This is a genomic window from Caballeronia sp. INML1 (assembly GCF_023631085.1).
Classification (GTDB): domain Bacteria; phylum Pseudomonadota; class Gammaproteobacteria; order Burkholderiales; family Burkholderiaceae; genus Caballeronia; species Caballeronia turbans.
The window spans coordinates 1-22731 of the sequence record NZ_JALQDT010000005.1 but is presented as its reverse complement, the minus strand read 5'-3'; the positions used below and the strand labels follow the sequence as shown (position 1 = coordinate 22731).

Here is a 22731-nt window from a genome sequence, read left to right as displayed (position 1 = left end):
CCGGCGCGCGGTACGTTGCATGAAGGGCATTCTCTCGCGTGACTTTCTCGCGCTGATCCTGAGCGTCGCGGTCGTCGGCCTCGGGCTGGGCGCGACGCTGCCGTTGACCGCGCTCGCGCTCACGCAGGCGGGCTACGGCACCGGCATCGTCGGGCTGATGACGGCGATGCAGGCGGGCGGCGGTCTCGCCGTCGCGCCGTTCGCGAGCCGCGTCGCCGCACGGTGCGGTGCGCGCGAGACGATGGTGGGCACGGTGATCGTCGCGGCGCTCTCCACCATCGCGATGCAGTTCACCGTCGATCTCTGGCTGTGGGCCGTGCTGCGCTTGCTGTGCGGCGCCGCGCTGATGCTGCTCTTCACGATCGGCGAGGCGTGGGTCACGCAACTCGCCGACGATTCGACGCGCGGGCGCGTCGTCGCGATCTACGCGACCAACTTCACGCTCTTCCAGATGACGGGCCCGGTGCTCGTCAGCGTTATCGGCGGTCTGCCGTCGATGCGCTTCGCGATCTGCGGCGCGATCTTTCTGCTGGCGTTGCCCGCGCTCGCGTCGATACGCGGCACGCCGCACACGCTCGCATCCGGCGACGGCGAACATGGCGACTGGCGGCAAGTGCTGCCGCGCATGCCCGCGCTCGTGATCGGCACGGGCTTTTTCGCCCTTTTCGACACGCTCGCGCTCTCGCTGATGCCGCTCTTCGCCATGTCGCACGGCATCGACGAGGAAGTCGGCGTGCTATTCGCCTCGGCCATCCTGTTCGGCGACACGACGATGCAATTTCCCATCGGCTGGCTCGCCGATCGCATCGGGCGCGCGAAGGTGCATGCGGGCGCGGGCGTGGTCGTAGTGCTGCTGTTGCCGTTGCTGCCGTGGGCGATGCCGCACCCGTGGATCTGCTGGCCGCTGCTCTTCGTGATCGGCGCGGCGGCGGGCAGCATCTACACGCTCTCGATCGTCGCGTGCGGCGAGCGCTTCCGCGGCCCGATGCTCGTGTCGGCGACGGCGATCGTCGGCGCGTCGTGGAGCGTGGCGAGTTTCGGCGGACCGATGATTGCGGGGACGCTGATGCAGCGCGTCGGCGCGGATGCGTTGATCGGCGTGTTGACGGTGGCGGCGGGTGCGTTTCTGGTGGCGGCGTGGTGGGAGCGGCGTGCGTCGTCCGCGCGGGTATCGGAGTGAACGTCGTACATGTCGATCGACGGGCGGCCGCTTCGGCGCCTCCGGCTGCTTGAACTGCTCCACCTTTTTCGTACCGCAGGGTCATTTTTACGCGAGCTTATCTCTGCACGCGTGCAGTGGATCGCCAGCTAGCGAATAAGCAACTCTACGGTATCCAAATCAACTTGAACTTCGTGGGCCTCGATGATGCTCCGGTTCCATCTCAACGACGAACCGTCCGAAATCTCGAAGCCACCTCTGACCCCGGCCGCTCGTTCGTCAACCACGCGCCGCCAGAACCTGCCCGGCACAAGCGCCGAAGCCAACCCGGTACCCCTCCCCCTGACACCATCCCCGCAAGATGACTTCATCGCCGTCCTGCAGGAACACGCGCTCGCCGCCCTCTTCCAGCTGCAGTGGCCGCTGGCCATTCCACGTGCTTTCGAGCAGACTGCCGCACGACTCCGGCGTGGGTCCGCTGATCGTGCCGGAACCCATCAGATCGCCGACGCGCGTATTGCAGCCGCCGACCGTGTGATGCGCGAGCTGCTGCGCCATCGACCAGTACATCAGCCTGAAGTTGGTGCGCGAAATGGTCGTGGCCGTGCGGGCGCCTTCAGCGCGCAGCGTGACTTCCAGTTCGATGTCGAACGCGTGATCGCCTTCATGACGCAGATAGGCAAGCGGCGCCGGCTCCTGCCGCGGCGTCGCGGTGCGGAACGGCTCGAGCGCATCGAGCGTGACGATCCACGGCGAGATGGTCGTCGCGAAGCCCTTCGAATTGAACGGGCCGAGCGGCACGTATTCCCATTGCTGAATATCGCGCGCACTCCAGTCGTTCAGCAGCACCATGCCGAAGATGTGCGCCTCGGCGTCCTCACACGCGATCGGCTCGCCGAGCGTATTGCCGCGTCCGATGATGAAGCCCGTCTCCAGCTCGATATCCAGCTTGCGGCACGCGCCGTAGACCGGGCGATCTTCATTCGGCAGCTTGATCTGTCCGTTCGGGCGGCGCACCGGCGTGCCGCTCACGACCACCGACGACGCGCGCCCGTTATATCCGATCGGCATCTCCGACCAGTTCGGCAGCAGCGCGTTCTTCGGATCGCGGAACATCGAGCCGACATTGGTCGCGTGCTCCTTCGACGAATAGAAGTCCGTGTAGCCGGGAATCTCCACCGGCAGATGCAGCGTCGCGCCGGCGCGCGGCACGAGCGCCTGGCGGCGCAGCGATTCGTCGTCGCGCAGTGTCGCGTCGCCCTGCGCGAGCAAGGCGCAGAGCGCAACGCGCACGTCGCGCCATGTCTCACGTCCGAGCGCGATGAAGTCGTTCAGGCGGGGCTTGTCGAACGTGCCTTGCGCTTCGAGGAGACCCGCCCGTTCGAGCGCGGCCAGATCGACGATCCACTCGCCGATCGCGACGCCCGCGCGCGGTTGCGCGTTCACCGCGTCGCTGAAAATACCGAACGGCAGGTTCTGGATCGGGAAGTCGCTCGCGGGATCGTTCGCGGATTCGATCCAGCTCTTCAGGGCAGGCGCAAGTGTGGCCTTCAGCGCGTCGTTCATCGTTGCTCCGGATTGAAGTGTTTCGTGAGGCCTTGCCAGCACTCGTAGTAGTTCGCCTGCAGTTGCGCGGTGTCGAGCGCGAACTGCGTCGGCTTGATGAGGGTGCGCGTCTCGAACATGAAAGCCATCGTGGCGTCGACCTTCGCGGGCTTCGAGGTATCGCTGTTCGATGCCTTCTCGAACGTTCCGGCATCCGGCCCGTGTCCCGACATGCAGTTGTGCAGGCTCGCGCCGCCCGGCACGAAGCCTTCGGCCTTCGCGTCGTAGACGCCATGCACGAGGCCCATGAACTCGCTCGCGACATTGCGATGGAACCAGGGCGGCCGGAACGTATCCTCGGCCGCGAGCCAGCGCGGCGGGAAGATCACGAAGTCGATCGTATCGACGCCCGGCGTGTCGCTCGGCGATTGCAGCACGAGGAAGATCGACGGATCGGGATGGTCGTAGCTGATCGAGCCGATCGTGTTGAAATGGCGCAAGTCGTACTTGTACGGCGCGTAGTTGCCGTGCCACGCGACGACATCGAGCGGCGAATGACCGATATCCGCGCGCCACAGCACGCCGTTCATCTTCGTGACGAGCTCGAACTTGCCCTCGCGGTCTTCATAGGCCGCCTGCGGCGTGAGAAAGTCGCGCGGATTCGCGAGCCCGTTCGAGCCGATCGGACCGAGATCGGGCAACTGAAAGAGCGCGCCGAAGTTCTCGCAGATATAGCCGCGCGCCGCGCCTTCGGGCAGCGCAACCGAGAAGCGCACGCCGCGCGGAATCACCGCGATCTCGTAGGGCTCGACGTCGAGCTTGCCGAGCTCCGTCGAAATCGCGAGGCGCCCTTGCTGCGGCACGATCAGCAGCTCGCCGTCGCTGTTGTAGAAGAAACGGTCCTGCATCGACCGGTTCGCGGCGTAGAGATGAATCGCGCAGCCGGTCATCGATTCGGCGGCGCCGTTGCCCGCCATCGTCACCCATCCGTCGATGAAATCGGTCGGCGCGGCGGGCATCGGCAGCGGGTCCCAGCGAAGCTGGTTGGGCGGCGTCGGCGGCACATCGGGCGAACCCGCGCCGAAATTGCCGACGAGCTTCGCGCGCATCGTGTCGGCGGGAATACGGGTGAACGGCTTGTGCACGGCACCCGGCCGGATGCGATAGAGCCACGAGCGGCGATTGTGGGCGCGCGGCGCCGTGAACGCCGTGCCCGAAAGCTGTTCGGCATACAGGCCGTAGGCCACGCGCTGAGGCGAATTGCGGCCGACGGGCAGCGCGCCCGGCAGCGCCTCGGTGGCGAAATCGTTGGCGAAGCCGGATTGATAGTGCTGATTCGCGTCCGTGTGCGTCTCGAACGTAGGCATGGTCGAAATCCTCGGCGAAAAAATGCGACGGTCAGGCGGCGACGGCGAGCGCGGCACGCTGTCGTGACGTTTTACGCATGGTAAAACCAATTACGATTAGTGAAATCGCTCGTATACCCTTAATCGACGCCCTTACTCCGGCATATCAATATGTGAATTTGGTGCTGGACGCGGTGCTGCGCGCTGATACCATCGACCCTTCCGACGACAATCGCCCGGTACGGCACGCCTCACAATACGAATGCTCCATCCATGATCGCCCCGTCCCTGCCTGAACTCGTCGCCCGCGCCGCGGAACATCCGTTTCTCGGCGCGCATGTCGCGCTCGGCGAGAACGAGCACGCCGGGCAGGCCATCGCGCGGTACGGCGATCTGTGCATTTCGAGCGCCTACGAGCCGATCTTCGATGTCGGCACGCATAGCTTCCCGCAGACATTGAGCGCATCGCCGGAGAGCGCCGAGCGTTTCGGCGATGAACTCGGCGTGCAGGCGTTGACGTTGATTCAGGGCGATGCGCCGCACGATCCGTTCGGCCAACTGGAAAACGATCGCGAACTGGTCGCGCTCGACCGGCTATCGCGCGCGGTGCACGCGTTCAATTTCTTCGGGCCGCATCGGCCGGGGCTTCTGTTTTTGCGCGTGCACGAGCGGCTGTTGAAGAGCGTGAAGTACGACCACGGGCTGCACTTTTCTTCCGTGCTGACGGAGTTCGGCATGACGCCGTCGCGCGTGGTGATCGAATTGCCGGCTGCCGCCGTCGCGCACAAGACGTTTCTTGGTTATCTCACCAAGAGCTATCAGCGTTACGGGTTCAAGGTCGCGGGGAATCTGCCCAATGCCGGGCAGATCATGGCCGTGTCGGATATGGCACGGCTCGATTTCATCAAGATGGATGCGGCGCAGGCTTTACGCGATTCCGTAGTGAAGCATCTCGTGGCGTATGCGCATCGGCTGAAGATTCCGCTCATCTTCTCCAATGTCCGCGACGAAGCGCAGTTCAACGCATTGCAGCAGTTCGACGTGCACTTCGTGCAGGGACCGGTGTTCGATTCGCATCCGGTGCACGGCCGGTGAATCGCGGCGGGCCCCGGACGCTCATTCGCCTCATTCGACCCGCAAACGGTGCATCAGCGGCTTCAACGCGGGATAGAGATCGAGATAGACGCCGAAGCGATCCGCATAGACCCGCTGCCGCTCCTTGTCCGGCTGCGCACGTTCGACGAGCGTGACCCATCCGCCTTCCGCCGTTTCCCGCGACACCAGCCCCGCGCCCAGCGCCGCCAGCAGCGCGGCGCCCATCGCGGCTTCGACGTCCTGCTCGATCGACAATACCGGATAGCCGGTCACATCGGCGATGATCTGCATCCACAGATCCGAATGCGCCGCGCCGCCGACGACGATCAACCGGTCATCGAGCGACTGCGCCCCGCGCCGCCCCGCTTCCATGTTGTGCTTCAACGCGAACGCGACGCCTTCGAGCACCGCGCGATAAAGCGTCGCGCGCGTATGAAACAGGTTGAGCCCGACGAACGTCCCGCTCGCGCGCGCGTCCCAGACGGGGCTGCGCTCGCCCATCAGATACGGTAGAAACACGACGCCATCCGAACCCGCCGCAACCTTCGACGCCGCCTCTTCCAGCAGCCGATGCGGGTCGCCATGCGGCATCGTCTTCGCCGCGGCGATTTCGGCCTGGCAGAACTGATCGCGATACCACGCGACGCACTGCCCCGCGGTGCTCGCGCCGCCGAACACATAGAGATCGTGCTTGCCGTTGTAGACATGCGGCATCGACACGAGTCCGTGACTCGCATCGACGGTCTGGTTGATGTAGCCCCAGCACATGCTCGTGCCGATCATCGCGACGTGATGACCCGCCTTCGTGACGCCCGCCGCGAAGGTCGCGACCGCCGCATCGACGCCGCCCGCGACGATCGGCGTGCCTGCGGCAAGCCCCAGTTTGTCGGCCCACTGCGGCAACAATCCGCCCACCGCTTCCGACGATTCGACGAGCCGCTGCGGCATCATCGAAGCGGGAATGCCCAGCATGTCGAGCGCCTCGCGCGACCACGCGCGCTTCGCCACGTCGTACACGCCGCCGATATTCCCCGCCGAACTGTGGTCGACGGCGAGCTCGCCAGTCAGTCGCTGGATCACGAATGCATTGGGCGGCAGAAAATAGCGCGTCTTGTTCCATACGTCGGGCTGATGGCGGCGCAGCCAGAGCATCTTCGTGAAACCGTAATAGCTGTCGACGCCGTTGCCCGTGATCGTTTCCAGCCGCTTCATGTCGACGTTCGCGCGCACCCAGTCGACTTCCGCCGTCGCGCGCCGATCCATCCAGATGAGGCACGGGTAGAGCGGTTCCATGTGCTCGTCGACGGGAATGCCCGAGCCGCCGTAAAGACTGCTCACGCAGAGCGACTTCACATTGCTCGAAGCGACGCCCTTCTCGCACGCCTTCGCGACGACCGCCGCGATGCACTCCGTCACGGCCTCGAACCATACCGAAGGCCATTGCTCCGCCCACAACGGTTTGGGCGTATCCGGATGGTAAGCGCTCGAATGCTGCGCGACGATCGCGCCGCTGGTTTCGACGAGCAGCGCCTTCGTGCTCTGCGTGCCGATGTCGATGCCGATCACATAATTCATGTCCGTCTCCCGCGTTCTGTTTTTGCGCCTATCGTTAAAGGCAATTGGCTCACGCACCTTCGTTCATTGGCCGTCAGCTTGCCTATACGGGTTATTCCCGATGCGTATCCGTCGATGGAATTTGTGCGCCGCAGCGCCGTCCGGAGCGCGCGTCGGCGATGGATGTGCCGTTCGCGCGGCGCGCGGTTTGCGCGGCGTCGCACGAACTATCGCGCCTTGACTTTAGTCCGGGCGAATACGATCATTCGATCAACGACAGAGCAAATGCTCACTTCAACGCTTTGAGCGCTTTGAGCGCCTTGAGCGCCTTGAGCGCTTTGAGCGCCTCGCGCGCCATCGCGACCCGCCGTCCGCAAAGAACGGGCGCGCATCCCAATCAGAGGAAGAGACGACATGACTAGCGAAGCCAACGTGATCCTGCACATCGGCGCCGGGTCTTTTCATCGCGCGCATCAGGCGTGGTATCTGCACCGACTGAACGAAACGGGCGATACGAGCTGGTCGCTCGCCGTCGGCAATATTCGCGGCGACATGAATGCCGTGCTCGAAGCGCTCGCCGCGCAGCATGGGGCGTACACGCTCGAGACCGTCACGCCTAAGGGCGAGCGCGAATACGAGACCATCCGCTCGATCAGGAAGGTCGTGCCGTGGTCGGCCGATCTGAACGAACTGATCGCGACGGGCGCGGATCCGGCTTGCAAGATCGTGTCGTTCACCGTCACGGAAGGCGGCTACTACCTCGACGAGCACGACAAGCTCGACACCGCCAACACCGATCTCGCCGCCGATCTGAAAGGCGCGAAGACGACCATCTACGGCGCGCTCGCCGCCATCCTCGATGCGCGCATGAAAAACGGCGCGGGCAAGGTGTCGCTGCAGAATTGCGACAACCTGCGCAGCAACGGCGACCGCTTCAAGGCGGGCATGCTGGAATTCCTGGAGCGGCGCGGCGAGACCGCGCTGCGCGACTGGATGATCGCGAACACGTCGTGCCCGAACGCGATGGTCGATCGCATCACGCCGCGTCCGACGCCCGATGTCGCCGAGCGCGTGAAGGCCGCGACCGGCTTCGACGACAAAGCGCCCGTAATGGGCGAGAAGTTCATCCAGTGGGTGATCGAGGACAACTTCATCGCCGGGCGGCCCGCGTGGGAGAAGGTCGGCGCGGAGATGGTCGAATCGGTGCATCCCTACGAGGAAGCGAAGATCCGCATCCTGAATGCGAGCCATAGCTGCATTGCGTGGGCGGGCACGCTCGTCGGGCTGCAATACATCCACGAAGGCACGCAGGACCTGGAAATTCGCGCGCTCGCGGACGCCTACGTCACCGACGACGTCATCCCCTGCCTCACGCCCAGTCCGATCGATCTCGCGAAGTATCGCGATGTCGTGCTCGATCGTTTCAGCAATCCCTATATCAGGGACACGAACCAGCGCGTCGCGGCGGACGGCTTCTCGAAGCTGCCGGGCTTCATCGCGCCGACTCTCTCCGAATGTTTCGCACGCAACGTCGATCCCGATTCGACCGCCATCCTGCCCGCGCTCTTCTTCCGCTTTCTCGAACGCTGGCACGAAGGCAAGCTGCCTTACACGTATCAGGACGGGGTGATGGACCCATCGGCCGCGCACGCCTTCTTCACGGCCACCGATCCGGTCAAGGCGTTCACGGCAGACAAGCTCCTGTGGGGCAGCATGGCGCAGACCGAAGGTCTCGAGCGCGTGATGCGCAACGCGATTTCGAAGGTCGATGCGTGGCTCGCGAATCGCCCATAAGCCCGATGTTATCGCCGCCCTAAACGCGAGTTGAAACCAGCGCCGCGCCGCTCGGGTAATGTGCCCATGGCGCGGCGCGCTGCGTGGCGTTAAATTAGCGCCTCCCGCTGCATCGGCGTCACGCCTGTTTTTGGCCGGGTTCGATCCCGGCGACGACAAAGGGTCCGTTCATGTACTTAGGCATCGACCTCGGCACCTCCGAAGTGAAAGTTCTGCTGCTCGCGAGCGACGGCAGCGTCATCGGCACGGCGGGCACGCCGTTTACCGTGTCGCGTCCGAAGCCGCGCTGGTCTGAGCAGAATCCGCTCGACTGGTGGGAAGGCACGCGCGCCGCGCTCTTCAAGCTGCGCGACAAATTCCCGGATGAATTCGCGCAGGTGCGCGGCATCGGCCTCTCGGGTCAGATGCACGGTGCGGTGCTGCTCGATTCATACGACAACGTGCTGCGCCCCGCCATCCTGTGGAACGACATGCGCAGCGACAAGGAGTGCGCCGAACTCTACGAGCGCGCGCCGAACCTGCACGAAATCGCCGGCAATCTGGCGATGCCCGGCTTCACTGCGCCGAAGCTCCTCTGGGTCGCGCACAACGAACCCGAAATCTTCAAGCAGACCGCGTGCGTGCTCTTGCCGAAGGATTATCTGCGCATGCATCTGACGGGCACGAAGGTCTCCGATCCATCGGATGCTGCGGGCACGCTCTGGCTCGATGTCGCACGGCGCGACTGGTCCGACGAGTTGCTCGCGGCATGCAGCATGTCGCGCCAGCAGATGCCGTCGCTTGCCGAGGGCAGCGAGCCGTCAGGGATGTTGCGGCGCGAGCTCGCGCGCGAATTCGGGCTGGGCGACCACGTGGTCGTCGCGGCGGGCGGCGGCGACAATGCCGCGAGCGCGGTAGGCATCGGCGCGACCGATCCGGGCGATGGCTTTCTCTCGCTCGGCACATCGGGCGTGCTGTGCGTGATCGGCGATCGCTTCCGGCCGAATCCGGCGTCGGCGGTGCATGCGTTCTGCCACGCGATTCCGGATCGCTGGCATCAGATGAGCGTGGTGTTGTCGGCGGCGAGCTGTTTGCGCTGGGTGTGCAAACTGACATCGACGGACGAGCCGACCTTGCTCGCGGAAATCGAAGCCTTGCCCGCCGACGTGTTGCCTTCCGCGCCGTTGTTCCTGCCGTATCTGAGCGGCGAGCGCACGCCGCACAACGATCCGTACGCGCAGGGTGTGTTTTTCGGCATGACGCACGCGACCGATCGCGCGCTGCTCGGTTACTCGGTGCTCGAAGGCGTGACGCTCTCGCTGACCGACGGTCTCGACGCGCTGGAATCCGCGGGCACGCAGGCGCGCGCGTTATCGATGTTAGGCGGCGGTGCGCGCAGCGCGTACTGGGCGCAGATGTTCGCCGATGCCTTCGATACCCCGACGCGCACGCACGGCGGCGGCGAGACCGGCGCGGCGCTGGGCGCGGCACGGCTTGGCTGGCTTGCGGCGGGCGGCGACCCGGCGACGGTGCTCGCCAAGCCCGAGATCAAGCAGGAATTCACGCCGGACGCGGGGCGGCATGAGATGCTTCGGCAGCGCCTGAAGGGGTTTCGGGAGTTGTATCAGCATGTGAGACCGTTGTTTGATCCGGCGCGGCCGAGGTTGGCTTGATTTTGTGGTGCTCGTGGGCTTCTATGGAATTTGTTGTCGTGGTCGTTGTTGGCGCTTTTTTTTTCGGCGGATCCCGTTTTCTTTTTGGTTTATTAGCGTTGCCCCTATGCGGGGCGGCAGTCACTTTCTTTGCTGCTGCAAAGAAAGTAACCAAAGAAAGCAGCTTGTTAGGCCCGCGGTCACACGCAGTTTGGCCACGCGTGCCAGCCGATCGTGGGCTGCCTAAGTGTCGCCCTCATAGGCCACGCCGGGCTTGGATCGCGCACGGTCTGACAAGCTAGTACTCAAAAGACGCTGGTTCAGCACCAAATAGCTCCGGCACAGCGCTACGCGCTGCCGCTGGGTTTGCAAGGGACAACATCGGTCTGCACTTGCAGTGAGATCGAGGCGTTAGTAAAGAAAGTTCGGGCAGACCCGATTGACCGGTCGGCCGCGAAGCGGGCTGGAGCCATTTGGTGCTGAACCGCTCCGCCATGCGACGCGAGGTGGCGGACCGTGCGCGATCCAAGCCGGATTAGTCCTATGAGGGCGACGCTTAGGCAGCCCACGATCACATGGCAAGCATGGCCAAACTGCGTGTGACCGCGGGCGTGTGGAGCTGCTTTCTTTGGTTACTTTCTTTGCAGCAGCAAAGAAAGTGACTGCCGCCCCGCATAGGGGCAGTGCTAATAAACCAACACCAACACGGGATCCGGCAACACCCCAAAAAAACCCCAAAAACACCCCTAAAAAAAGCAACAAAGCAAAAAACGAAACCACCAGTGCCCAAGTCCACTGAAAAACTCGACCTCGCGACGCGCGCAGCGTGGCTCTATTACGTCGCCGGCAACACCCAGAACGAGATCGCCGAAAAGCTCCAGATCTCGCGACCGGTGGCGCAGCGACTCGTCGCCTTCGCCGTCGAAAAGAACCTGATCCGCGTGCGCGTCGATCATCGCATCGCCGATTGCCTGTCGCTCGCGAAGGCGCTCAGCGACCGCTACGGTCTCGCGATGTGCGAAGTCGTGCCCATCGACGGCGACGCGCCCGAGCAAGTCGACCGCAAGCTCGCCGTCGCGGGCGCGCAGGTGATGGAGCGCTATCTGCTCGAAGAGAAACCGCTCGTCGTGTCGATCGGCAGCGGGCGCACGCTGAAGGCCTGCGTCGCTCAGATCGGGCAGATCGACCGGCCGCAGCATCGCTTCGTTTCGATGGTCGGCGCAATAGCACAGGACGGTTCATCGAATCGTTATGACGTCGCGCAGCAGCTATCGGAGAAGACCGGCGGCAAGCACTTCATGTTGCCCGCGCCGCTCATGGCCGACAGCGAAGCCGAGCGCGCGCAGTGGGTGAGTCACCGGCTGTATCGCATCGTCAGCGAACTCGCGAAGCAGGCGGACGTGGCGTTCGTCGGCATCGGCAACGTGGGCGTGAATTGTCCGCTGCACCAGGACGGTTTCATCACGCGCGCGGAAGTCGACGAGATGATGTCGGCGGGCGCCGTGGCCGAATGGCTCGGCCTGCCGATCGATGCAAACGGCAAGCGCGTGACCTCGAAAACCGGGGCGCGCGTGACGAGCCTCAAGCTCGATGCACCGCCCAAACGCCCGACGATCGGTTTCGCGGGCGGCGAGCGCAAACGCGAGGCGCTCATCGCCGCGTTGAAAGGGAAATGGCTGTCGGGGCTTGTCACGGACGAGTTGTGCGCGAAAGCCGCGCTCGATGCGTGAGCGTCAGAAGTCGATTTCCGCTTCCACGTCCTGCCCGACTTCCAGCGCGACGCCCTCGCCTTCCAGGATGATCGCGTTCTTGCCGAAGGTGAGCGCGCCGTCGAACTGATCGCTGCCGCGATACGCGCTCATCGTGTCGAGCGGCTCGTGCGGCCACGATGGATCGTGCGCGCCCGTGCCCTGATCGATCGATGGAATCGGACAGCGCGTGCAGAGCTTCACGAGCCGTAGCCGCACAGCGCGTCCCGGCACGCGAACGTGCATGTCGCCGATGAAATCCTCTTCGTACGCATCGAGCCCGCCGATCACGAGATTCGGGCGGAAGCGATTCGCCGCGATGCCCGGCGCGCCCTTGATGGACAGGCGCGCGTTGAGATCGTCGAGCGATGCCTGGCCGACGACGAGCAGCGGAAACTGATCCGCGAAGCGCGTGTGCGTGCTGTGCGGCGCGGTCCATTCGTCGCTGACGTCGCGACGCGAGGACGGCGCGAAACGCACGAGACGCGCGGACGTGTCCATGAATTCGCTGAACCATCGCGCAGCGTCCTCGCCGGTGTCGAGCGCATCGACGGTATCGCGCCAGACGGTCGCGCGTATCGCCCGCGCATCGGCGAGCGCTTCGGCGCAGAGCGGCGTGCGAAGCGTCGGCATGCCGGGCGCGTCGATGACGAGATCGCCGCCATCGAATGCGGTCCTGATCAGCGCCATGCGCGGATGTGTGCGTTGCGTGAACATCGCGCCCGCCGGATCGGTCACCATCCAGTGACGGTCGTATTCGAGACCCGTGTCGAGGAGCGTCGCGCGGGGCAGCGAAATGCCGGCGCAGGACTTGACGGGATAGACGAAGAGTTCGTTCAGGACGGGCATGGCGATATCGTGTGGGACGGGCGCGGGCCAACGCGGGTGGCTGGTCGAAAACGAGATTATCGCGCGTATGCGGGTCGTGCAAAAAACAACGGCGCCGCTCTGCCGAACGGCGCCGCTCATACGATCAGCGGAATTTCAGGCCGCTGTCGCGTGCTCCCGCAGCCACGAATCCACGACCCTGCGCGTGTACGCCTGCCCTTCCGCGTTGAACAGATGGCAATGATCCGGCGCCGTACCGAGCTTCAGCTTCTCGCCGCGCGCGTGCTTCTCGAGCGGCGGAATGCGCGAGATCAGCCCATCCGGCGCGACGTCCGTTTCGGCATAGAGATACGCGGCGTCGCCGAGCGTTTCGACCGTCATCGCCGAAGCGGAAACGCCGTAATCGCCGGAGTCGGGCGCGTTCGGCTGCAAGTGCTCGGGACGAATGCCGACGGTCACCGCATCGCCCGGCTTCGCATTGCCGGGCAGCACGCCGACGAGCTGCGTCTCGCCCGTCGCGTATTTCACGAGCACGCCGTCGTTCTGGATCTGCGCGACCGTGCCCGACAGGAAGTTCATCTTCGGCGAGCCGATGAAGCCCGCGACGAAGCGGTTCGCCGGCGCGTGATACAGCGTGTTCGGCGTGCCGACCTGCTCGATGTTCCCCGCCGACAGCACGACGATCTTGTCCGCGAGCGTCATCGCCTCGACCTGATCGTGCGTCACGTAGATCATCGTCGTCTTGAGGTCGTCGTGCAGGCGCGCGAATTCAAGGCGCATCTTCACGCGCAACGCGGCATCGAGGTTCGAGAGCGGCTCGTCGAACAGGAACACCTTCGGCTTGCGCGTGATCGCGCGCCCGATCGCCACGCGCTGACGCTGGCCGCCCGACAACTGCTTCGGCTTGCGATCGAGCAGATGGTCGATATGGAGAATCTTCGCGGCGTTCTTCACGGCGGCATCGATCGCGGGCTTCTTCTCGCCCGCGAGCTTGAGGCCGAACGCCATGTTGTCGTAAAGCGTCATGTGCGGATACAGCGCGTACGACTGGAACACCATGGCGATGCCGCGCTTCGCGGGCGCCAGTTCATTCACGCGCGCGTTGTCGATCATGAGGTCGCCGCCGCTGATGTCCTCCAGACCCGCGATCATGCGCATCAACGTCGACTTGCCGCAGCCCGACGGGCCGACGAACACGACGAACTCGCCGTCGTTGATATCGAGGTTGATGTTGCGCATCACCTCGGTTTCTTCATAACGCTTGCTGATATTGCGCAGTGTCAGGCTAGCCATGATGTGTGTCTCCTGTCTTCATTAGCGATGCGTCACGCGCTTTCCGCTATCTGATTTCGAACGTCGCGTTCTGCAGCCATTGCTCGACGAGCGCAGGCAAGCGCGTCATGTCGTCGAATACCTTCTGCGCCCCCGCCCTTTCGAGCGCGCCGATCTGCCCTTCGGTCGCATGTCCGCCGCCGATGAAGCCGAGCACCGGCATGCCCGCCGCCTTCGCCGCCGTCACGCCGGTCACGCTGTCCTCGACGACGAGGCAGCGCAGCGGATCGATGCGCATCGCGCGCGCCGCCGCCAGATAGACGTCGGGCGCGGGCTTCGGATTCGCGACCATGTCCGCGCAAAAACGCCGCTCGCCGAAAAAGCGCAGCAGGCCCGTGCGTTTGAGCACGGCATCGACATAGGTCGAAAAGCTGTTGCTCGCGCACGCCTTCATGAATGGCACGGCCGCGAGCGCCTCGGCGATGCCGGGCACCGCCGGCGCCTCGATCGCCGCGACTTCGACGGCATGCCGGATCGCGACGACCTGATCGTGCGTCAGCGTGCGGTTCACCGTATCGGCGGCGCTCGCGAGCACCGCCTCGATGCGCAGGCCGAGCAGCGGCATCACGACCGGCTCGACATCGACGCCCGGCCACAGCGCCTGCAACTCGGTGACGAGCATGCGCGCGGCCACCGCTTCGCTGTCGATCAGCACGCCGTCGCAATCGCAGATCAGCAGGCGGTCTTCGAGATTGGCCTCGTGGGATGGAGTGAGGTTCACGCTCGCATCCTCACTTCACCGCGCCAAACGTGAGGCCGCGCACCAGTTGCTTCTGCGAGACCCAGCCGACGATCAGGATCGGCGCGACCGCGAGCAGCGAAGCCGCCGAGAGCTTCGCCCAGAAGAGGCCCTCCGGACTCGAGTACGACGCGATGAACACCGTCAGCGGCGCCGCGTTCGAGCTCGACAGGTTGATGCTCCAGAATGCCTCGTTCCACGACAGGATGATGAGCAGCAGACCCGTCGATGCGAGACCGGGCAGCGCCATCGGCATCAGCAGGTAGACGATTTCCTGCCACGTCGTCGCGCCGTCGATGCGGCCTGCTTCGAGAATGTCCTTCGGCACTTCGTTGAAGTACGTGTAGGCCATCCACACGGCGATCGGCAGGTTGATCAACGTGTACACGATGATGAGCCCGGACACGCTATCGAGCAGGCCCGTGTTCTTCCACAAGAGGTAGATCGGCACGAGCACGCCGACCGACGGCATCATCTTCGTGGACAACATCCACAGGAGGACCGACTGCGTTTTCCGGGTCGGGAAGAACGCCATCGCGTACGCGCACGGCACGGCGAGGATCAGGCAGAGCAACGTGACGCCCACCGAGATCAGCACCGAATTCCACGCGAAGCCGAAGTAGTTGCTGCGCGCAAACACTTCACGGAAGCTCTCCAGCGTCGGCGTGAAGAACAGCGACGACGAGTACGCCTGCTGCTCCGTCTTGAACGCGGTGATCGTCATCCAGAAGATCGGAAAGAACAGCAGGATGGACACGATCCACGCGACGATGCCGGGCACCACATTCTTGGCGTGACCGAGCGCGGTGGTCCGCGGCGCGCCCGTAACCGTTTGAGTGCTCATGACTCGTACTCCCCTTTGAGGTTCTTCGCGAGCATTCTCACGAGGAAGAACGCGACGATGTTGGCGAGAATGACCGCGAGAATGCCGCCCGCCGATGCGAGACCGACATCGAACTGCTGCAGGCCGAGTGCGTAGATCAGGTACGACAGGTTGGTCGTCGCGGTGCCGGGGCCGCCGCCCGTCGTCGTGTAGATTTCCGCGAAGATCGACAGCAGGAAGATGGTTTCCATCATCACGACCACGGCGACCGCGCGCTTCAGGTGCGGCAGCGTGATGAAGAAGAACATCGCGAACGGACCCGCGCCGTCGATGCGCGCCGCTTCCTTCTGTTCCTGATCGAGCGACTGGATCGCCGTGAAGAGAATCAGGAACGCGAAAGGCAGCCATTGCCACGCGACGATCACGATGACCGCGAACAGCGGATAGTCGGCGAACCAGTCGATCGGCTGCATGCCCATCGAGCGCATCAGGCTCGCGATGAGGCCGTACACCGGATGCAGAATCATGTTCTTCCAGATGAGCGCGGAGACCGTCGGCATCACGAAGAACGGCGCGATCACGAGCAGACGCGCGATGCCCTGCCCGAAGAACTTGCGATCGAACAGCACGGCGAGCAGCACGCCGCCCACGACCGTGATGACGAGCACCGAAATGATCAGCGTCAGCGTATGGCCGATGGATGGGCCGAACGCCGGATCGGTGACGAGGAACTCGAAATTGTCGAAGCCCGCGAAGCCTTTGACATCGGGGTTCAGCAGGTTGTAGCGCGAGAACGAAAACCAGATCGTCATCGCGAGCGGAATGGCCATCCACAGAAAGAGCAATCCGGTCGATGGCGCGATCAGCCATCGCACCGACTTTGCGCGCCGCTTGTCGCGCTCGGCGGCGGACTCCTCCAGATGATGATCGGTGATGGGGGGATTCAGTTGACTCATCGTGTCACCTCTCGATGATGATGCCGGCGGGCCGCATCAGGCGATGCGGCCCGTGCACCGCGGAAGATTTACTTCTGATAGCCCGCCTGCTTCACGGCGCGATCCGCGGCGGCGTTCGCCGCCTTCAGCGCGTTGTCGACGCTCGTCTGACCCGCGACGACGCCTGCGATCGACTGGCCGACCACCGTGCCGAAGGACTGGAACTCCGGAATGCCGACGAACTGGATGCCGCTATACGGCACCTTGTGCAGCGTCGCGTCGTTCGGGTCCGCGGTTTCGATCGCCTTCAGCACGAAGTCGCCGAACGGCGCGGCCTGCTTGTACTCGGGGCGCGCGTAGGTCGACTTGCGCGTGCCCGGCGGTACCGACGCCCAGCCTTCGTCCTTGCCGACCATCTCGATGTATTCCTTCGACGTCGCCCACGCGGCGAATTTCTTCGCGGCGTCCTGCTGCTTCGACGTCTTCGGGATCGCGAGCGACCACGACCACAGCCAGTGCGAGCCCTTCGGCGTGACGGCGATCGGCGCCGCCGCGAAGCCGATCTTGTCCGACACCTGCGACTGCGACTTGTTGTAGAGCATGCCGGCGGCGACCGTCGCGTCGATCCACATCGCGCACTTGCCGGACGACATCAGCGTGAGGTTCTCGTTGAAGCCGTTCGAGCTCGCTCCCGGCGGGCCGTCGCTCTTCAGCAGATCAGCGTAGAAGCCGACTGCCTTCTTCCACTCGGGCGTGTCGAGCTGCGCCTGCCACTTCTCGTTGAACCATTCGCCGCCGAAGGTGTTCACGACCGTCGACACGAACGCCATGTTCTCGCCCCAGCCCGCCTTGCCGCGCAGGCAGATGCCGTACTGGCCCTTGGACTTGTCGGTGAGCTTGTCGGCGAACTGCTTGATCTGGTCATAGGTCGGCTGGTCGGGCATCTTGAGGCCGGCCGCCTGGAACAGATCCTTGCGGTAATACGTCATCGAGCTTTCGACGTAGAACGGCAGCGCATAGAGCACGCCGCCGGACGAGAGGCCGTCGCGCGCGGTTTTCACGACGTCGTCGAGATCGTAGTTGGCGGGCAGGCCGGTCATCGGCGAGAGCCAGCCGCGCTTGCCCCATTGCGGCGCCTCATACGTGCCGATGGTGATCACGTCGAACTGGCCGCTGTTGGTCGTGATGTCGGTCGTCGCGCGCTGACGCAGCACGTTCTCTTCGAGGATCACCCATTTCAGCTGGATGTCCGGATTGGCCTTCTCGAAGGCCGGGGCGAGCTTCTTCAACTCGATCATGTCCGGGTTGTTCAACGTCGCGATCGTGATGGTCGACGCGGCATGCGCCGACAGCGGCACGAGCGCGGCGGCGGCCAGCGCGGCCGACAGCGCCCCGGTCACGAACGGGGCGCGACGTGCGCGCAGTTGTGCTCGAACGATACGTTGGGTGCGTTTCATTGGGTTCGTCTCCTTTTTGTTTGCACGGACACGGCGGACAGTCTCATGCATGACCGCAAGCGCCGTGTATGCCGCTGCCTGCTTTTGAGGGTGCGCGATCGGGGATCGCGTGGTTGCCGGGTTGATCCTTTGCCGCGCCTGCCTCCGTCGTCGTAGAGCTTCGGTTTTCACGCGCACGCATTCGCCGCGACGCCGTTTCACTATAGACGGTGCCTGCCGCGCTGCAAGCCGCATGGCGTGCGGGCGTGGAGCGCGTCAACTCATCCAGTTGCCGCCGTCGACGTTGATTGTCTGAGCGGTGATGTAATCCGAATCCGATGACGCCAGAAAGAGCGCCGCCCCTGTGATGTCCGCGGGCACGCCCATGCGCCCGAGCGGCACTTCCTCGCCGACGAGCCGCTTCTTCTCGCCAAGCGGCCGGTTCTCGTAGCGCGCGAAGAGCGCGTCGACTTCGTTCCACATCGGGGTATCGACGACGCCCGGCGCGATGCCGTTCACGTTGATGCGTTCCCTGGCGAGCGCGAGCGCCGCCGACTGCGTATAGCTGATCACCGCCGCCTTGGTCGCGCAGTAATGCGACACGAGCGCCTCGCCGCGCCGTCCGGCTTGCGATGACATATTGATGATCTTGCCGCCACGCCCCTGCTCGACCATGCGCTTCGCGACCGCCTGCATCAGAAAGAACATGCCTTTGACGTTGACCGCGAACAGGCGGTCGTACACGTCCCAGGATTCATCGAGGATCGGGCGCATGTCGAAGAGCGCCGCGTTATTGAAGAGAATGTCGATGCCTCCGAAACGCTCGACCGTGCGCGCCACGATGCGCGCGATCTCTTCACGCTGCGTGACGTCGGCCTTGAGCGCGAGCATGCGCGCGCCGACGTCCGCGAAGCGCTGCGCCATGTCGTGTTCGTCTTTCACGTCGACGGCGACGACCTGCGCACCTTCCTCCAGATAGCGCCGCGCGACCGCTTCGCCGATGCCGCTCGCGGCACCCGTAATGACCGCGACCTTGTCTGTCAGTCTCACCGATGTCTCCGATTCCTTCGATCGCCGTTCGTGTGAGCGAACGCTCTGCGAATGAACAATTGCTCTTTGTTTGATCGAATGATCGGCGTTGCACGCGGTCGTGTCAAGGCGTCGGCACAGGTTTCGATGTTGCGTCGCGCAAACTTGGAAAAGGTCGGGAAAACCCGTGTAGCAACGGGTCGGAGAGCCAAGCGCGGTATCACGCGGGCGGGACTACAGACGGTTCAGCACATTTCTAGTTCTCGCATGTCAACGCGATACGTTATATCATTTCCAAATCGTCCGACGAGCGGCACGCCCGCTCACGGTTCAACCCCTTGCACGGGTCGCGTCCCGACGCGGCCGAGATGACATGACCGCATCCGTCGAAACCATGCTGGCCCGCGCCGAAGCGCTCAGCGTCGAGCGCGGCGTCGCGCTCACGCCGCTGCGCCGCCAGGTCTACGAACTCGTGCTGAAGGCGCACAAGCCGATCGGCGCCTACGACCTCATCGACGCGATGGAGCCGCAGCGCGGCGCGCGCGTGCCGCCGACCACCGTCTATCGCGCGCTGGAATTTCTCGTCGAGAACGGCTTCGTGCATCGCATCGAGTCGAAGAACGCGTTCATCGCGTGCTGCGACGCGGGCAAGCCGCACGAAAGCCAGTTCCTCATCTGCGACGAATGCGGCGCGACGCTCGAAATCCAGGGCCGCGAGCTCGCTTCGTCCCTGTCCGCGAGCCCGCCGGCGCACGGCTTTCAGGTGCATCACCAGGTCGTGGAATTGAGCGGACTGTGCGCCGATTGCCAGCGCAAACACCGCGACGCCTGATTCGCTTCGGTCGAGAACGACTCATCCAGAAAGGAAATCGATGAAATTCGCGCACATCCTGACCTGCTTCGCCATCGCACTCGGCTTGTGCAATACGGCATCCGCGCAGACCGCGCGCGTGCCGGTCGTCGCGGCGGAGAACTTCTACGGCGACGTCATCCGGCAGCTCGGCGGCGATCACGTGCAGGTGACGAGCATCCTCAGCAATCCGGACGAAGACCCGCATCTCTTCGAAGCGAGCCCGAAAACCGCGCGCGCATTGCAGCACGCGGCCCTCGTCGTCTATAACGGCGCGGACTACGATCCGTGGATGGACAAGTTGCTCGCCGTATCGAAGAGCAACGACAAGCGCACGGTGATCGTCGTGGCGAAGCTCGTCGGCAGGAAGGCCGGTGACAATCCGCACCTCTGGTACGACCCGGCGACGATGCCCGCCGTCGCGAAGGCAGTGAGCGCATATCTCGTGAGCGCCGACCCGTCGCACAAAAGCGATTACGACGCGCGCCTCGCGGCCTTCCTCGGTTCGATGAAGCCGATCGACTCGACCGTCGCGCAGTTGAAGACGCACTACAAGGGCGTGCCCGTCACCGCGACCGAGCCGGTGTTCGGCTACATGGCCGATGCCATCGGCTTCGAGATGCGCAACCTGCGCTTTCAAATGGCATCGATGAACGAGACCGAGCCGAGCGCCGCCGATATCGCCGCGTTCGAAAAGGATCTGCGCGAGCGCCGGGTGCACGTGCTCATCTACAACAGCCAGGCCACGGGCGCGCTGACGAAGCGCATGCTCAACATCGCAAAGGATGCACATGTGCCGAGCATCAGCGTGACCGAAACCCTGCCCGCAAAAGAGACCTATCAGCAATGGATGCAGTCGCAACTCGACACGCTGTCGGGCGCGCTGCAAGGATGGCAGCGATGACCGCCGCCGCAACCACGCAAGCCGCGCTCGAAGTCGATCGCGTGACGCTCGCCCTCGGCGGGCGCGAGATTCTCAACGACGCGAGCTTCACGGTCCGCAACGGCGAGTTCATCGGCGTGCTCGGGCCGAACGGCGCAGGCAAGACCACGCTGATGCGCGCGCTGCTTGGCCTCGTGCCGCTCAAAAGCGGGTCGATCCGTGTGAACGGCGAAACGGTCGTGCGCGGCAATGCATCCATTGGTTACATGCCGCAGGTTCGCACCGGACTCGCCAACCGGCGCGTGCTGGGCCGCGATTTCGTCGCGATGGCCGCCGACGGGCATCACTGGGGCCTGCCGCATCGCAACGCGCGCATTTGCGCCGATGTCGAGCGCGTGCTCGAACTCGTCGGCGCGCATCAACTGGCTTCGCGTCCGTTGTCGGAACTGTCGGGCGGCGAGCGCCAGCGTCTGCTGCTCGCGCAGTGTCTGCTCGGCAATCCGCGGCTCCTGCTGCTCGACGAGCCGCTCATCAGTCTCGATCCGCGCCATCAGACGGGCGTCGTCGAACTCGTGCGGCGCGTTCAGCGCGAACTGAACATCACCGTGCTGTTCTCGGCGCACGAGCTCAATCCGCTGCTGAATTCACTCGACCGCGTGCTCTATCTAGGCAGCGGGCGCGCCGCGCTCGGCACCGTCGACGAAGTCATCTCGAGGCCCGTGTTGTCGCGCCTGTACGGTTCGCCCATCGACGTGATGCGCGTGAACGGCCGCATCTTCGTGATGTCGGGCGATGTCGAGATCGACAAGCTCGATCACGCTCATGAAGAAGGCGGGGAGCATGAGCACGAACACGAGCATGACCATGCGCACGGTCACGGTCACGGCCACAGCCACGCCAAATAGAAAAAGCACAATGTTCGAATACGACTTCATGGTGAATGCGTTCGCGGCGTCGGGGATGGTCGCGGTGCTGTCGGGAATCGTCGGGTACTTTCTCGTGTTGCGCGGGCAGACCTTCGCGGGTCACGCGCTGTCGCACGTCGGCTTCACCGGCGCGACGGGCGCGGTGCTGCTCGGCATGCCGCCGCTCTGGGGGATGGTCGGCTTCACGCTCGCGGCCGGCGTCGGCATGGGCGCGCTCGGCGAACGCCTCTCGGGCCGCGATGTGGCGATCGGCGTGATTCTTTCGCTATCGCTCGGCTTCGGCCTGTTGTTTCTGCACTTCTTCACCGCGTATGCGACGCAGGCCACGGCGCTGCTTTTCGGCAACGTGCTCGGCGTGAGCCATGAGACGCTCGTCGTGCTGGCGGGTCTCGCCATCGTGAGTCTGGGCGCGCTCGGCTTCATCATGCGGCCTTTGCTGTTTGCGTCCTTGCAGCCGGAGCTTGCGGAAGCCAAGGGTGTGTCGTTGCGGCTCGTTTCCGTGCTGTTTCTGGCGATCACCGCCCTTGCGGTTGCGGCGTGCACGCAGATCGTGGGCGTGCTGCTCGTGTTCGCGTTGATGGTCGGGCCGGCGGCCGCGGCGCAGAACGTGACGACGCGGTTATCGTCGGGGCTGGTGCTCGCGGCATTGTTTGCGCTCGGGCAGGCGTGGGTCGGGCTTACTCTCGCCTACTACACCGACTGGCCGACGAGCTTCTGGATCACGATGCTCGCCGCAATCGTGTATGGCGGCAGTCTGCTTGCGCGGCGCGGGAATTGAGGGTTTGGGTTTGGTTTTGGGTTTGCTTTTGGTTTTGTTTTCGCTGGATCCCGTTAGGGTATCGGTCTATTAGACTGCCCCTGTGCGGGGCGGCAGTCACTTTCTTTGCTGCTGCAAAGAAAGTAACCAAAGAAAGCAGCTCGATACGCCCGCGGTCACACGCAATTTGGCCATGCTTGCCAGCCGGTCGTGGGCTGCCTAAGTGTCGCCCTCAAAGGTTTAACCGGGCTTGGATCGCGCACGGTCTGTCGCCTCGCGCCACACAACAAACCGGTTCAGCACGAAATGGCTCCAGCCCGC

General features: G+C 64.3%; 19 protein-coding genes. 9 read left to right on the top strand and 10 right to left on the bottom strand.

The window, feature by feature from the left end; all coding sequences use genetic code 11:
- Positions 1-19: 19 nt before the first annotated feature.
- Positions 20-1180: an MFS transporter gene (locus NCR38_RS02745; RefSeq protein WP_250476368.1), complete on the top strand. Its 1161-nt coding sequence runs from the start codon at positions 20-22 to the stop codon at positions 1178-1180.
- 258 nt (positions 1181-1438) lie between these two features.
- On the opposite strand, the gene fahA is transcribed toward NCR38_RS02745, so the two are convergent.
- Positions 1439-2725: a fumarylacetoacetase gene (fahA, locus tag NCR38_RS02740; protein ID WP_250476367.1), complete on the bottom strand. Its 1287-nt coding sequence runs from the start codon at positions 2723-2725 to the stop codon at positions 1439-1441.
- Positions 2722-4071, bottom strand: a complete 1350-nt coding sequence (gene hmgA, locus NCR38_RS02735) for a homogentisate 1,2-dioxygenase (RefSeq protein WP_061117663.1) — start codon at positions 4069-4071, stop codon at positions 2722-2724. Before hmgA ends, fahA begins: the two co-directional genes overlap by 4 nt.
- Before the next feature lie 252 nt (positions 4072-4323).
- Here hmgA and NCR38_RS02730 point away from each other — a divergent pair, with 252 nt between their 5' ends.
- On the top strand, positions 4324-5145 hold the full coding sequence (locus NCR38_RS02730) for an EAL domain-containing protein (protein ID WP_061117664.1): 822 nt from the start codon (positions 4324-4326) through the stop codon (positions 5143-5145).
- Between the two features lie 30 nt (positions 5146-5175).
- Here NCR38_RS02730 and NCR38_RS02725 read toward each other — a convergent pair whose 3' ends face one another.
- Complete coding sequence (locus tag NCR38_RS02725) at positions 5176-6720, bottom strand: FGGY-family carbohydrate kinase (RefSeq protein WP_250476366.1); 1545 nt, start codon at positions 6718-6720, stop codon at positions 5176-5178.
- 393 nt (positions 6721-7113) lie between these two features.
- On the opposite strand from NCR38_RS02725, the gene dalD reads away from it, so the two are divergent.
- From dalD to NCR38_RS02710, 3 genes are all read left to right on the top strand, one after another.
- Positions 7114-8493 (top strand): D-arabinitol 4-dehydrogenase, encoded by a 1380-nt coding sequence (dalD, locus tag NCR38_RS02720; RefSeq protein ID WP_250476365.1) that lies wholly within the window; start codon positions 7114-7116, stop codon positions 8491-8493.
- 170 nt (positions 8494-8663) lie between these two features.
- Positions 8664-10145 (top strand): xylulokinase, encoded by a 1482-nt coding sequence (gene xylB, locus NCR38_RS02715; RefSeq protein WP_061117667.1) that lies wholly within the window; start codon positions 8664-8666, stop codon positions 10143-10145.
- Between the two features lie 761 nt (positions 10146-10906).
- On the top strand, positions 10907-11854 hold the full coding sequence (locus tag NCR38_RS02710) for a sugar-binding transcriptional regulator (RefSeq protein ID WP_061117668.1): 948 nt from the start codon (positions 10907-10909) through the stop codon (positions 11852-11854).
- Positions 11855-11857: 3 nt separating this feature from the next.
- Here NCR38_RS02710 and NCR38_RS02705 read toward each other — a convergent pair whose 3' ends face one another.
- The 7 genes from NCR38_RS02705 to NCR38_RS02675 all read right to left on the bottom strand — a co-directional run bounded on the left by NCR38_RS02705 (position 11858) and on the right by NCR38_RS02675 (position 19015).
- A complete protein-coding gene (locus tag NCR38_RS02705) occupies positions 11858-12721 on the bottom strand; it encodes an MOSC domain-containing protein (RefSeq protein ID WP_250476364.1) in 864 nt (287 codons plus the stop codon).
- 135 nt (positions 12722-12856) lie between these two features.
- Complete coding sequence (locus NCR38_RS02700) at positions 12857-13993, bottom strand: ABC transporter ATP-binding protein (RefSeq protein WP_061117670.1); 1137 nt, start codon at positions 13991-13993, stop codon at positions 12857-12859.
- A 46-nt stretch (positions 13994-14039) separates the two neighbouring features.
- A complete protein-coding gene (locus NCR38_RS02695) occupies positions 14040-14753 on the bottom strand; it encodes an HAD family phosphatase (RefSeq protein WP_061117671.1) in 714 nt (237 codons plus the stop codon).
- Positions 14754-14763: 10 nt separating this feature from the next.
- Positions 14764-15615 (bottom strand): carbohydrate ABC transporter permease, encoded by an 852-nt coding sequence (locus tag NCR38_RS02690; RefSeq protein WP_061117672.1) that lies wholly within the window; start codon positions 15613-15615, stop codon positions 14764-14766.
- Positions 15612-16550, bottom strand: a complete 939-nt coding sequence (locus tag NCR38_RS02685) for a carbohydrate ABC transporter permease (RefSeq protein ID WP_061117673.1) — start codon at positions 16548-16550, stop codon at positions 15612-15614. The genes NCR38_RS02690 and NCR38_RS02685 overlap by 4 nt, the downstream gene beginning before the upstream one ends.
- Before the next feature lie 68 nt (positions 16551-16618).
- Positions 16619-17986, bottom strand: coding sequence for a sugar ABC transporter substrate-binding protein (locus tag NCR38_RS02680; protein WP_250476363.1), 1368 nt, complete (start codon positions 17984-17986; stop codon positions 16619-16621).
- 255 nt (positions 17987-18241) lie between these two features.
- Positions 18242-19015 carry an L-iditol 2-dehydrogenase gene (locus NCR38_RS02675; RefSeq protein WP_250476362.1) on the bottom strand — a complete coding sequence of 258 codons (774 nt, stop codon included), beginning with the start codon at positions 19013-19015 and terminating at the stop codon, positions 18242-18244.
- Between the two features lie 352 nt (positions 19016-19367).
- Between NCR38_RS02675 and NCR38_RS02670 the strand changes: the two genes are divergently transcribed.
- The 4 genes from NCR38_RS02670 to NCR38_RS02655 are packed head-to-tail and all read left to right on the top strand — an operon-like array spanning position 19368 to position 22431.
- A complete protein-coding gene (locus tag NCR38_RS02670; RefSeq protein ID WP_250476361.1) occupies positions 19368-19826 on the top strand; it encodes a Fur family transcriptional regulator in 459 nt (152 codons plus the stop codon).
- 40 nt (positions 19827-19866) lie between these two features.
- The gene (locus tag NCR38_RS02665) at positions 19867-20748 is read left to right on the top strand and encodes a metal ABC transporter solute-binding protein (protein ID WP_061117677.1); all 882 of its coding nucleotides are present in this window, start codon (positions 19867-19869) and stop codon (positions 20746-20748) included.
- Positions 20745-21632 (top strand): ATP-binding cassette domain-containing protein, encoded by an 888-nt coding sequence (locus NCR38_RS02660; RefSeq protein WP_250476360.1) that lies wholly within the window; start codon positions 20745-20747, stop codon positions 21630-21632. The genes NCR38_RS02665 and NCR38_RS02660 overlap by 4 nt, the downstream gene beginning before the upstream one ends.
- A 10-nt stretch (positions 21633-21642) precedes the next feature.
- Positions 21643-22431: a metal ABC transporter permease gene (locus NCR38_RS02655; RefSeq protein ID WP_250476359.1), complete on the top strand. Its 789-nt coding sequence runs from the start codon at positions 21643-21645 to the stop codon at positions 22429-22431.
- Positions 22432-22731 lie beyond the last annotated feature (300 nt).

Coding starts and splice junctions, on each gene's coding strand:
- NCR38_RS02745 (WP_250476368.1), top strand. CDS start 20: ATGAAGGGCATTCTCTCGCGTGACTTTCTCGCGCTGATCCTGAGCGTC.
- fahA (WP_250476367.1), bottom strand. CDS start 2,725: ATGAACGACGCGCTGAAGGCCACACTTGCGCCTGCCCTGAAGAGCTGG.
- hmgA (WP_061117663.1), bottom strand. CDS start 4,071: ATGCCTACGTTCGAGACGCACACGGACGCGAATCAGCACTATCAATCC.
- NCR38_RS02730 (WP_061117664.1), top strand. CDS start 4,324: ATGATCGCCCCGTCCCTGCCTGAACTCGTCGCCCGCGCCGCGGAACAT.
- NCR38_RS02725 (WP_250476366.1), bottom strand. CDS start 6,720: ATGAATTATGTGATCGGCATCGACATCGGCACGCAGAGCACGAAGGCG.
- dalD (WP_250476365.1), top strand. CDS start 7,114: ATGACTAGCGAAGCCAACGTGATCCTGCACATCGGCGCCGGGTCTTTT.
- xylB (WP_061117667.1), top strand. CDS start 8,664: ATGTACTTAGGCATCGACCTCGGCACCTCCGAAGTGAAAGTTCTGCTG.
- NCR38_RS02705 (WP_250476364.1), bottom strand. CDS start 12,721: ATGCCCGTCCTGAACGAACTCTTCGTCTATCCCGTCAAGTCCTGCGCC.
- NCR38_RS02700 (WP_061117670.1), bottom strand. CDS start 13,993: ATGGCTAGCCTGACACTGCGCAATATCAGCAAGCGTTATGAAGAAACC.
- NCR38_RS02690 (WP_061117672.1), bottom strand. CDS start 15,615: ATGAGCACTCAAACGGTTACGGGCGCGCCGCGGACCACCGCGCTCGGT.
- NCR38_RS02685 (WP_061117673.1), bottom strand. CDS start 16,550: ATGAGTCAACTGAATCCCCCCATCACCGATCATCATCTGGAGGAGTCC.
- NCR38_RS02680 (WP_250476363.1), bottom strand. CDS start 17,986: ATGAAACGCACCCAACGTATCGTTCGAGCACAACTGCGCGCACGTCGC.
- NCR38_RS02670 (WP_250476361.1), top strand. CDS start 19,368: ATGACCGCATCCGTCGAAACCATGCTGGCCCGCGCCGAAGCGCTCAGC.
- NCR38_RS02665 (WP_061117677.1), top strand. CDS start 19,867: ATGAAATTCGCGCACATCCTGACCTGCTTCGCCATCGCACTCGGCTTG.
- NCR38_RS02660 (WP_250476360.1), top strand. CDS start 20,745: ATGACCGCCGCCGCAACCACGCAAGCCGCGCTCGAAGTCGATCGCGTG.
- NCR38_RS02655 (WP_250476359.1), top strand. CDS start 21,643: ATGTTCGAATACGACTTCATGGTGAATGCGTTCGCGGCGTCGGGGATG.